The 10,666-nt window shown below is 74.7% G+C and carries 9 protein-coding genes and 1 pseudogene; 2 read left to right on the forward strand and 8 right to left on the reverse strand.

Features of this window, described 5'->3' with window-relative positions; translation table 11 throughout:
* The first annotated feature begins 283 nt into the window (after positions 1-283).
* Positions 284-1,387 (forward strand): nitroreductase family protein, encoded by a 1,104-nt coding sequence (locus MXD62_RS22210; RefSeq protein WP_248831415.1) that lies wholly within the window; start codon positions 284-286, stop codon positions 1,385-1,387.
* Positions 1,388-1,440: 53 nt separating this feature from the next.
* Here MXD62_RS22210 and MXD62_RS22215 read toward each other — a convergent pair whose 3' ends face one another.
* From MXD62_RS22215 to MXD62_RS22225, 3 genes are all read right to left on the reverse strand, one after another.
* Entirely contained in the window at positions 1,441-1,887 is a 447-nt protein-coding gene (locus tag MXD62_RS22215; protein WP_248831416.1) for an SsgA family sporulation/cell division regulator, read from the reverse strand.
* A 154-nt stretch (positions 1,888-2,041) separates the two neighbouring features.
* Entirely contained in the window at positions 2,042-2,686 is a 645-nt protein-coding gene (locus MXD62_RS22220) for a superoxide dismutase family protein (RefSeq protein ID WP_248831417.1), read from the reverse strand.
* Positions 2,687-2,858: 172 nt separating this feature from the next.
* Positions 2,859-3,722: a helix-turn-helix transcriptional regulator gene (locus tag MXD62_RS22225; protein ID WP_248831418.1), complete on the reverse strand. Its 864-nt coding sequence runs from the start codon at positions 3,720-3,722 to the stop codon at positions 2,859-2,861.
* Between the two features lie 125 nt (positions 3,723-3,847).
* On the opposite strand from MXD62_RS22225, the pseudogene MXD62_RS22230 reads away from it, so the two are divergent.
* Positions 3,848-4,630 (forward strand): annotated as a pseudogene (locus tag MXD62_RS22230) (ABC transporter ATP-binding protein); the annotation flags it as partial.
* Here MXD62_RS22230 and MXD62_RS40830 read toward each other — a convergent pair.
* The 5 genes from MXD62_RS40830 to MXD62_RS39825 form a co-directional block, all read right to left on the reverse strand.
* On the reverse strand, positions 4,567-6,351 hold the full coding sequence (locus MXD62_RS40830; RefSeq protein ID WP_368862433.1) for a phytoene desaturase family protein: 1,785 nt from the start codon (positions 6,349-6,351) through the stop codon (positions 4,567-4,569). The pseudogene MXD62_RS22230 and the gene MXD62_RS40830 overlap by 64 nt on opposite strands.
* Positions 6,352-6,356: 5 nt before the next feature.
* The gene (locus MXD62_RS22240; RefSeq protein ID WP_248831420.1) at positions 6,357-6,668 is read right to left on the reverse strand and encodes a DUF1330 domain-containing protein; all 312 of its coding nucleotides are present in this window, start codon (positions 6,666-6,668) and stop codon (positions 6,357-6,359) included.
* Entirely contained in the window at positions 6,644-7,951 is a 1,308-nt protein-coding gene (locus tag MXD62_RS22245; RefSeq protein WP_248831421.1) for an acyl-CoA dehydrogenase family protein, read from the reverse strand. Before MXD62_RS22245 ends, MXD62_RS22240 begins: the two co-directional genes overlap by 25 nt.
* Before the next feature lie 13 nt (positions 7,952-7,964).
* A complete protein-coding gene (locus MXD62_RS22250) occupies positions 7,965-9,350 on the reverse strand; it encodes an FAD-dependent oxidoreductase (protein ID WP_248831422.1) in 1,386 nt (461 codons plus the stop codon).
* 311 nt (positions 9,351-9,661) lie between these two features.
* Positions 9,662-10,192, reverse strand: coding sequence for a TetR/AcrR family transcriptional regulator (locus tag MXD62_RS39825; RefSeq protein ID WP_368862434.1), 531 nt, complete (start codon positions 10,190-10,192; stop codon positions 9,662-9,664).
* Between the last annotated feature and the right edge of the window lie 474 nt (positions 10,193-10,666).

Genomic DNA, 10,666 nt, shown 5'->3' on the forward strand with positions numbered 1-10,666 from the left:
GGGGGGGCCCGCGGGGGGGGGGGGGGGGGCCCCCCCCCGGGGGGGGGGGGGGGGGGGGGGGGGGGGGGGGCCCCGCCCCGGGGGCGGGGCCCGGGCCCCGGCATCGGTCCCCGGTGGCGGGCGCGGACGTGACGGATCTGGCGTCCACGGCCCCCCGCACGCCGGCACGATGGTCCCGTCGGGCACCCTGCGGTCGGCCCGTCGCCGACTACCGTGGACACGGGCCGTGCCGGGCACGGTGCACCCGCAACACGCCGCCGCACGGCGAGGGGAGTTCGCGATCATGGAGTCGGTGACGGCGGGAGTCGGTCGCGAGGTGGCAGTCGAGGTCGTGACGACGGCTTCGCTCGCACCGTCCATTCACAACACCCAGCCGTGGCGGTGGCGTCTCGCCGCCGGCCGGCTGACCCTGCGGCCGGACGTCGAGCGGCGCCTCGCCGTCCTCGACCCGGACGGGCGGCAGCTCCTGGTGAGCTGCGGCGCGGCGCTGCTGCACGCCCGGCTGGCGTTCCGGGTGCTCGGCTTCGAGCCGGTGGTGGAGCTGCTGCCGGAGGCGACCGGTTCCGGCGGGCTGGAGCCGGTGCTGTCCGGTGACCTGGTCCTCGCGTCGATGGGGATCGGCGGGCGGGCGGCGCCGACGGATTCCGACCGGCTGCTGTTCTCGGCCGCCGGGGCCCGGCATACCGACCGCCGGCCGTTCGAGGCACGCCCGCTCGCCGGCGACCTGGTCGACCGGATGCGCCGCGCCGCCGAGTCCGAGGGCGCCTGGCTGATGCCGCTGTCGCACTCCGACCAGCGGCTGGACGCGGCGGTGGTCGCGGCCCGGGCGGACTGGGCGGAGCAGGCCGACCCCGCCTACCGGGCCGAGCTGGCGTCGTGGCGGCGCGGGCAGGGCCCGACCGCCGACGGGGTGCCGACCGGCGTGGCCTCGACCCATCACCCCGAGCGGGCCAGCGACTTCCCGCTGCGCGACTTCGACACCCGTGGCGCGCCGGGCATCGCGGCGCCGCGTTCCGAGGACCCCGACGGCGGCGCCGACGCGGACGCGGGTCTCGCCCCGACCGTCGAACAGCGCCCGGAGGAGCTGCCGTCGGTGGAGCGCCCCGTCGTCGTCGTGATCGGCACGGACGCCGACCAGGCGGAGGACAGGCTGCGCGCCGGGCAGGCGCTGGCGCGGGTCCTGCTCACCGTGACCGCGGCCGGCGCGGCCGCGTCGCCGATGGGCCAGCCCATCGACAGCGACGGGTACCGTTCGGTGATCGAGCGGATGCTGAGCATCGCCGGGCACGTGCAGATGATCCTTCGGGTCGGCTATCCCCGCCGGGACGCGGTGGCCTCCGTGCTGACCCCGCGGCGCCCGGTCGGCGAGATCCTGACCTTCGGCTAGCTTCCGGGCGGCGGGCCGCGGGCCCGCCGCCGAAGCCACCGGCAGCCGGCCCGTCAACCGCGGTCGAGGGTCGCGAGACCCAGGTCGAGGTCCAGGTCGAGGTCGATGACGGCGCACTCCGCGGCGGCGGGCACCCGCTCGTAGGTCCGCCGGACGAAGTCGGCGACCCGGGACGCCGGCAGTTCGACGGTGACCGGCCCGCCGGGGCTCGGCAGGTCGACGGACAGCAGGCGCCGGCGCTCGCGCAGCACCGGCGTGATCCGGATGGCGCCCTCCCCCGCGGGCCGCTCGCCGCCCTCGGCGAGGAGCTCCCGCGCGAAGGTCCACACGAGGACCCTCTGGTCCGGAACCCGCGTGCGCAGGGTGATCGCGACCGGGTCGAGCGGGTCGAAGCGGACGGTGACGAGCACCGGAACCCGCTTACCCGCCTCGGCGCCGGTCAGGTAGGTGGCGTTGACGTCCATGGTCACGACGTTGGACACAATCGGACGGCCCCTCATGAGATCCTCCGCACCCTCGGTGTTGTACCTCACGGTGTCACCGGAAACGGGGCGACATCACCCTGCCTTGGTCCGCGGAGCGGGGGACGAAGGACCGTACGCGGCCGCCGCGGGCCGCGCCACACCTCGGCGCGGCGCGGCCCGCACGGCGCGGTCAGGACTTCTCGATCACTCCGCAGGCGATCCGGTCGCCGGCGTCGCCGGTCGCGTTGGTCCGCTCGTCCGGGCCCGGCGTCGGGGCGCCCTGCGCGGTGTAGCGGTCGGGGATGTGGGCGAGGTTGTCGGGCTGGGCGTGCACGATCACCGCGGCGCCCTGGCTGCGCAGGTCGTCGAGCTCGAAGCGGTCCGTCTGCGCCCGCAGTTGCGCCGTGCCGTCCTTGTCGACCAGCAGCGGCGGCAGGTCGCCGGCGTGGTCGCCGTGCACGGTCGCCTCAGGGTTGAAGTGAGCGCCGGCGGTGCTGAACGGGCCGTCGGCGGCCTTCGGGTCGCACACCGGCTTCTGGTGGATGTGGAACCCGTGGTAGCCGCCGGCTGGCAGGCCGTGCAGGCTGCCCTCGACCCGCACCGCCCCGTCGACGGGGGTGAGGGTGACGGTGCCGACCTCGGCTCCGGTGGCGTCGTGCAGCACGACGTCGAGGCTGCCGGCGGCGCCGGTGGCGGGCGCCGACGTGGCATCGCCGGACACCTCCGGCGCGGACGCGGCGGCGGGACCGTCGTCGGAGCCGCACCCGGCCGCCAGGGCCAGGCAGGCGGCGGCCGCCGCGGCGGTGAGGACGGTACGGGACAGGGGACGTCGCAAGACAGCCTCCAGGGCGGCGGACGTGCAGCGGGCGGCGGCCCGGCGCGTGCGCGGCCAGGATCTGGGCCGAACACCGCGCGGGCCTGGTAGACGGCCCAACCCTACGAAGCGTTCGGGCTCTCGGTCGCCTCCCGACCACCGAGTGTCGCCATGGCGATAGGCCCGGGGCTGCTCAGCGCTCGATCGCCGCGGCGAGGCGGTCGAGGCGCGCCGCGAGGCCGTCCGGGGTGGTGCTGTCGACGCTGAGGCGGTTCATCAGCTCCTCGTACCGGTCGACGTCCTCCGGCCGGTCAAGGTCGATCGCGCCGGTCAGGTGCTCGAGGTGGACGACGTCGGGCAGCTCGGGCTCGGCGAAGCGCAGGATGGTGAAGGCACCGGTGGCGACGTGGCCCCCGTACTCGGCCGGCAGGATCTGGATCACGATGTTCGGCATGGCGGCCAGCTCCCGCAGGTGTGCGAGCTGTGCCCGCAGCACCTCCGCCGAGCCGATCCGCGGCCGCAGCGCGGCCTCGTCGATCACCGCCCACAGCTTCGGCGGGTCGGGCCGGGTGAGCAGCCGCTGCCGGGTGATCCGCATCTCGACGGTGCGTGCGACGGCCTCGGCGCTCATCGTGCCCGGGTTGCTGGTCTGCACGACGGCCGCGCGCGCGTAGTCCTCGGTCTGGAGCAGGTCGGGGACGAGGTGCAGATGGTAGCTGCGGATCAGGGTCGCGGCGCTCTCCAGCCCGAGGTGGGCCTCGGACCAGCCGGGCACGACCTCGGCGTAGCGCCGCCACCAGCCGGGCCGGTTGGCCTCCCTGGCCAGGTCGAGGATCGGCGCCCGGTCGGCCTCGGCGACGACGCCGTAGAGCGTGAGCAGGTCGGCGACGTCGCGCACCTTGCAACCGACCCGGCCCAGCTCCATGCGGCTGATCTTCGAGTCGGAGGCCCGGATCTCGTAGCCGGCGTCCTCCCGGCTGATGCCGGTGGCCTCGCGCAGGCTCCGGAGCCGCGCTCCCAGCATGATGCGCTGCGCGATCGGCCCGCCGTTGGGCACGGTGTCCTCCTCGCCGTCACGGTGGTGGGCTCACCGCGGGTATCCGGCATCTCAGTATCTTCGAATTTTTCCACGCCTTGACGGTCAGCATGCAGCCAGGTACCGCGAGCGTGGATGATGTGCGCATGAGGTCGAGGACCCGACCCGCGGCAGCCCCGGCCGTGGGTCTCGCCCCACCGGGGACGGCGCTGGCGTTCGACGGCGTCGGCATGACGTTCCCGGACGGGACGCGGGTGCTGGAGGACATCTCGCTGCGCGTCGGGGCCGGCGAGATCGTGGCGCTGATCGGGGCGTCGGGCTCGGGCAAGTCGACGCTGCTGCGCATCGCCGCCGGGCTCGCGGCGCCGACGAGCGGCTCGGTGCTCGCCGGGCCGGGTTCCCCCGGCTACATCTTCCAGGACCCGACGCTGCTGCCCTGGCGGACGGTCGAGGGCAACATCGGGCTGTTCGCCGAGCTCGACGGCGTCCCCCGGGCGCGGCGCGACCGCCTGGTGGCGGACGCGATCACCATGACCGGCCTGCGCGGCTACGAGCGGTACCGGCCGCGGGCGCTGTCGGGCGGGATGCGGATGCGGGTGTCGCTCGCCCGCGCGCTGACGGCCCGCCCGTCGTTGTTCCTGTTCGACGAGCCGTTCGGCGCGCTGGACGAGATCACCCGCGAGCGGCTCGGTGACGAGCTGCTGCGCCTGCACCTGCGGGAGGGGTTCGCCGGGCTGTTCGTGACCCATTCGGTGGTCGAGGCCGCGCTGCTGGCCAGCCGGGTAGCCGTGCTGTCCGCCCGCTCGGGGCGGCTGCTCGCCGAGATCGAGATCCCGTTCGGCTACCCGCGCGAGTCGGCGCTGCGTTACGACGCCGCTTTCGGACGGGTCGCACGCGAGGTGTCGGAGGCGCTCAAGGACTCGTTCGCCGGGCCCGGACTCGCCGGCCCTGGAGAATCCGGGCCTGGCGCCGCGGGCGACGCCACCGGCCCAGCGTAGATCAGCCGGTGCGCGGCGGCGGACGCGCGGCGGCGGACGGGGCCGGCCGGGCCGGCGTCGCGCAGCGCCACCGTGGCCGCCATGGCACCCGGCCCGCCGTGCGCACCGCCGCCGGGATGTGCTGACATCGACGCCAGATAGAGCCCGGGGATCGGGGTCTCCGGGCGGCCCAGGCCGGGCACCGGGCGGAAGATCAGCTGCTGGTGCAGGGCGGCCGTCCCGCCGTTGAGGGCGCCGCCGCGCAGCACGGCGTCCTGGTCCTCCAGCCGTCGCGGCGACTGGGTGTCACGGCTGAGAATCAGCGACCCGAAGCCGGGGGCCGCCGCCTCCAGCTTGCGTTCCACCCGCTCGAGGAGACGGGCGGTGTCGTCGCCGTCCCAGCGGCCGGTGACACCGGCCCCACCGGCGTCGCCCCGGGGGGACTGCGGGAGGTGGAAGTACGCCCACGCGCTCTGCGTCCCGGCCGGCGAGCGGCCGGGGTCGGCAGTGGTCATCTGGCCGAGGACGAGGAACGGGTCCGCCGGCACGAGCCCGCACGCCAGCTGCGCGGACATCATCGTCAGATCGTCCATGGTGCCGCCGAGGTGGACGGTGCCGGCGTCCGCGATCCGGCGGTCGGACCACGGGATCGGCCCGGCGAGCGCCCAGTTGACCTTGAAGGTCGAGCTGTCCCACTGGAAGCGGGCCAGGTCGGTGAGCAGGCGGGCGGGGAGATGCTCGTCGCCGACCAGGCGTCGATAGAGGGAGACCGCGTCCACGTCGGCGAGCACCGCGCGCCGGGCGCGCACGGCCGTCCCGTCGGTGAGCCGCACGCCACGGGCCCGGCCGGCGGTGACGATCACCGCGTCCACCTCGGCTCGGGTGCGCACCACCCCGCCGCGGGAGCGCAGCCGGTCGACGAGGGCGGCGGTCAGCCGGCCCGCGCCGCCACGCGGCACCGGGAAGCCGACATCCTGGCCGAGCATCGCCAGCAGCCAGCCGATCAGCGCCGATCCCGCCGACTCCGGCGCCAGGTCGGTGTGCAGCGCGCTGCCGGCGACCAGCAGTCCGGCGCCCGCGCCGGCGAACTCCTCCGCGGCGAACCGGCGGACGGGCAGCATCGCGAACCGGGCGAAGCGCAGCATGTCGGCGGCCCCGAGCGCGCGGGCGAGCCGTGCGCCCGCCCGGACCGGCGGGAACGGGGCGGCCAGCAGCGCCTCGAGCAGCGGGTCACGGACCCGTTCCCACAGTGCGACCTGCGCCCGCCAGGCCGCCGCGTCGGCCGGGGCGTAGGCGGCGAGGGAGGCGGCCGTCTCGTCGAGGTCGGTGGACAGCACCGCGCAGCGGCCGTCCGGGGTGGGGTGGGCCAGCACCCGCGGGGCGTGCAGCCAGGTCAGCCCGTGGTCGGTGAGGTCGAGCGCGCGCAGCGCCGGGGACCGCGCGGCGAACGGGTAGAAGGCGCTGAACAGGTCGGTACCGAACCCGGGCGCGGTGACCTCGGCGGAGCGGCAGGCCCCGCCCGGCTCGTCGGCGGCCTCGCACACGACGACGTCCCAGCCGGCGTCGGCGAGCCGGTTCGCCGCGACGAGGCCGTTCACCCCCGCGCCGATGACGACCGCGTCCGCGGTGTCCGCCGCCGCGTGCCGGTCGATGGGACGCCGGCCTACCGGCATGTCGGTCAGGCTCGGCGGGCCGGCATCTCGAACCCGGAGAGGAGCACCGCGTTGCAGTCCGCCGCGGCCTGCCGCACGGGCTTCGCGCGCTGGTAGCCGTCGGACTCGTACCAGGCACGGGCCTCGTCCGCCGACGGGAACTCGAGGACGACCGTGCGGTTCCCGTGCCACTCCCCCTCGAGCAGCTGGACGTCCTCGTCCACGACGAGGATCTTGGCACCCGCCGCGGCGACCGAAGGACCCGACAGGCGGCTGTAGGCCGCCATACCTTCGGGATCCTTGATGGCCTCGGTCAGGATGACGTATCCCTTGGGCATGTGCTCTCCTGGGCGACTGCGGTGCACGGCGTGGGACGGGCCATTTTCTCGCTACTCGCGGCTGGTGCGCGACCGACCGTCCTCGACCGACCGCACCTGGCCGGCCCCCCCGCCCCCCGCCGGGGGGGGGGGGGGGGGGCGCCCCGTGGGCCCCGGTTGGCGGCGCAGGAGGTGGGGTGGATCTCGTTGGTGCCCTCGCCGACGATCATCAGCGGGGCGTCCCGGAAGTAGCGCTCGGCGTCGAACTCGGTGGAGTACCCGTAGCCGCCGTGGACCCGGATCGCGGCCAGCGCCACCTCCATCGCTACCTCCGAGCAGAAGTACTTGGCCATGCCCGCCTCGAGATCGGCGCGCTCGCCCGTGTCGTACCGGCGCGCGGCGTGCAGCAGGAGCTGCCGGGCCGCGGTGAGCTTCGTGCCCATCTCCGCGAGGTGGTTGCCGACCGACTGGTGCCGCCAGATCGGCTGGCCGAACGACTCGCGCTCCTGGGCGTAGCGCAGGGCGTCGTCGAAGGCGGCCCGGCCGACCCCGGTCGCCCGGGCCGCGACCTGGATCCGACCGATCTCCAGGCCGCGCATCATCTGACCGAAGCCCCGGCCCTCAACGCCGCCAAGGAGCGCGTCCCGGGGCACCCGGCAGTCCGTGAAGGAGAGCTCGCAGCTCTCGACACCCTTGTAGCCGAGCTTCGGCAGGTCCCGGGAGATCACCAACCCGGGGACCTTCTCCACCAGCAGGATGCTGATCCCGCGATGGGCGGGCTCGGCCGCGGGGTCGGTCTTGCACAGCAGGGCCACCAGTCCTGCCCGGCGGGCGTTACTGATCCACGTCTTCGTTCCGTTGATCAGGTATCCCTCGCCGGAGCGCCGCGCGGTGGTGCGCATCGCCTGCAGGTCCGAACCCCCACCCGGCTCCGTCAGGGCCATCGTGGCACGAAGTTCGCCGGTGGCCATCCGCGGCAGGTAACGCTGTTTCTGCTCCTCGGTTCCGTAGGCGAGCAGCAGCTTGGAGACCACCGTGTGCCCGCCCATCGCACCGGCCAGGCTCATCCAGCCGCGGGCCAGCTCCTCGGTCACCAGGGCGTAGCAGACGGTCGAGACGTCCACCTGGCCGTACGGCTCGGGGATCGCCAGGCCGAAGACCCCGAGCCGCTTCATCTGCTCGATGAGCGCCTCGGGGTAGGCGTTGGCGTGCTCAAGCTCGCGCACCACCGGCCGGACCTCGCGGTCGACGAAGTCCCGGACGGTGTCGACGACTGCCCGCTCCTCCGGGTCGAGCTCCGTCATGCGTCGAACGCCGTCACGAGGCGATCCGGCGCTCCAGCGCGATGTCGAGCAGCTCGTCGGTGAGGACGCGCTTGACGCGCGGCCGGCCGGCGGACTCCCCCGAGGAGCGCTCGACGGCGTCGATCAGCCGCCAGCCCTCCTCGGTGACGAGGTGCGGCTGGCGGCCGCGCAGCCAGGTGTCGATCTCACCGACCGGGTCGAACGCGGCGCCCCGGTCGTGGCGGCGCAGCGTGCCGTCGGCGACATCCGCGAGCAGCCGCGCGACGGTCTCGCCGGCGCACTTCTTGTTCGTGCCGATGATCCCGGTCGGGCCGCGCTTGATCCAGCCGGCCACGTACTCGCGCTCGACGCCCTCGACCCGCCCGTTCACGTTCGGGATGACCCCGCGGCGGTCGTCGAACGGCAGCCCCTCGATCGACCGGCCCTTGTAGCCGACGGCGCGCAGCACCAGGCTGGTCGGGACGGTCTCCCGCTCACCGGTGTCGACGGCGCTGACCCAGCCGTCGTCGCCGACCTTCAGCGCGTTGCGGGCGAACACGATCTCCTCGACCCGGCCGTCGCCGCGGATCTCCAGCGGGGTGCGCTGGAAGCGCAGCGCCACCCGGCGCGCGCCCGCGGGCACCGGGTTCTGCGCGTACCCGCGCATCACCGCCAGGTTGCGCTTGACCAGGCGGGACAGTGCCTCCTCGCCCTCCTGCTCGGCGACCTCGGCCGGGTCGACGTCCACCCCGGACTCGGTGAACTCGGGCAGCTCCCTGAGCTCCGCGGTCGTGAAGGCCGCCTGCGCGGCGCCGCGGCGCCCGACGACCATGACCTCCTTGAGCGCACAGGCGCGCAGTGCGTCGAGGGCGTGGTCGGCGATGTCGGTGCGGGACAGCCGCTCGTGCGGCGAGCAGAGGATGCGGGCGACGTCGAGGGCGACGTTGCCGGCGCCGATCACGACCCCGCGCTCGCCGCTGAGGTCGAAGGTGAGGTGCGCGTAGTCGGGGTGCCCGTTGTACCAGCCGACGAAGTCGACCGCGGACTCGCTGCCGGGCAGGTCCTCACCGGGGATCCCGAGGCGCCGGTCCGTCTGCGCGCCGACGGCGTACAGGACGGCGTCGTAGCGCGCGATCAGCTCCTCACGCGTGACGTCCTTGCCGACGTCCACATTGCCGAAGAAGCGGAAGTTCTCGTGCGCGGCGATCGCCGCGTACACGCTGGACACCGCCTTTATCTTCGGATGATCGGGGGCGACTCCGGAACGCACCAGGCCCCACGGCGTGGCCAGCCGCTCGTACATGTCCACCCGGACCGGTACGTCGTGCTGCTCCAGCAGCGAGGCCGCCGCGTAGAAGCCCGACGGACCGGATCCGACCACCGCGACGGTCAACGGCACGGCCGCAGCTCCCTGGGGCATCGATACACTCCTCCAGCCGAATTCCCGCTGATGTCCGCCCGTCACCTGGGCGTCGACCGCCGACGCGATCGCATCCCTGACCGGTGCGGCTCGGGCGCCGTCGCCCATGCAGGTCGCGACCGCGCCGTACCGGCCACCTCAACGCAACGTAGAGAAGCACGCTTCCGGGCGCAAGAACTGCGATGACGGAATGCGGCCGGCGGCACGCGGTCCGCCACCCGCCCGCACCATTCCATCCATCACCGTCACCGCATTTCCGATTGCGACGGATTTGCCCCACACGGTAGAGGCCGGCCCGGCGCGAAGGCTGCTCAGCCGCGGGCGGCGCCCAGCGCCATCGTGTGCAGCATCACGGCCATCTCGGCCCGGTGCAGATCGGTCGCGCTGTGTGGGGTGGAGTTGATCAGACCGAACAGCGCATGGGTACGCGCCCGCGCGGTCGGCGCGTCGAGCTCGGGCCGCACCTGCCGCAGGACGTCCACCCACTGCTCGACATAGGCCCGCTGCAGCCTGCGGACCTCGCGCTCGGCCGGCTCCGGCAGGCTCCACAGGTCGCGGTCGTGGATGACGATCAGGTCGGGGTTGTCGAGCGCGAACTCGACGTGCCCGCGGACGAGCAGGTCGAGGGTCTCCGGGGCGGAGGCGCCGACCCGGCGGGCCTCGCGGGCCGCGTCGAGCAGGTGCTGGCTGATGCCGACGAGCAGCTCGACGAGCACCGCGTCCTTGCTGGGGAAGTGCCGGTAGATTCCCGGGCCGCGGATGCCGACGGCGGCGCCGATCTGCTCGATGCCCACGCCGCGGAAACCGCGTTCGGCGAACAGCCGGGCGGCCGCCCGCAGCAGTTCGTCGCGCCGGGTCGCCCGGGCCGGGGTGCGCGCCCTGACGCGCGGTTCGGCCGGGCTCGTGACAGCGGACCCACCGGCATCACTGTTCCGGCCGGATTCACTGCTCTTGCCGGCACCCCGGCCCGAGTCGGAATGCGCGACGGAATCGGGACGGGCTCCGGAGTTGGCGTTCCGGGCGGCGGGCGGCGGGCGGCGGCTCTTGGCCTGGCCGGAGGCGGGCCGCTCGCCCGGGGCGGACCGGACGATTTCTGCTGGCACCGGAACACTCCTCCCAACTCGCAGGCTACCAGCCCCGCCCGCCCGCGACGCGCACTCGGCCACGGCGCCCGGCCGCCGCGGCCGGCGGGCGCCACCCGCCGCGCCGGCCGCACCCGCCGCGGGGGCGCGGCGCCGCTCCTACACGCCGCGGAAGCGGTTGATGGCGGTGAGGTGACGAGCCCGGGTCTCCTCGTCACGAATCCCCAGCCCCTC

Source organism: Frankia sp. Mgl5 (genome assembly GCF_023242985.1).
GTDB classification, from domain to species: Bacteria; Actinomycetota; Actinomycetes; order Frankiales; family Frankiaceae; genus Parafrankia; species Parafrankia soli.

Bases quoted from the DNA above. Each gene is read 5' to 3' on its own strand.
- MXD62_RS40830 (WP_368862433.1), bottom strand. From the start codon at position 6,351: ATGCCGGTAGGCCGGCGTCCCATCGACCGGCACGCGGCGGCGGACACC.
- MXD62_RS22210 (WP_248831415.1), top strand. From the start codon at position 284: ATGGAGTCGGTGACGGCGGGAGTCGGTCGCGAGGTGGCAGTCGAGGTC.
- MXD62_RS22240 (WP_248831420.1), bottom strand. From the start codon at position 6,668: ATGCCCAAGGGATACGTCATCCTGACCGAGGCCATCAAGGATCCCGAA.
- MXD62_RS22250 (WP_248831422.1), bottom strand. From the start codon at position 9,350: ATGCCCCAGGGAGCTGCGGCCGTGCCGTTGACCGTCGCGGTGGTCGGA.
- MXD62_RS22215 (WP_248831416.1), bottom strand. From the start codon at position 1,887: ATGAGGGGCCGTCCGATTGTGTCCAACGTCGTGACCATGGACGTCAAC.
- MXD62_RS22245 (WP_248831421.1), bottom strand. From the start codon at position 7,951: ATGACGGAGCTCGACCCGGAGGAGCGGGCAGTCGTCGACACCGTCCGG.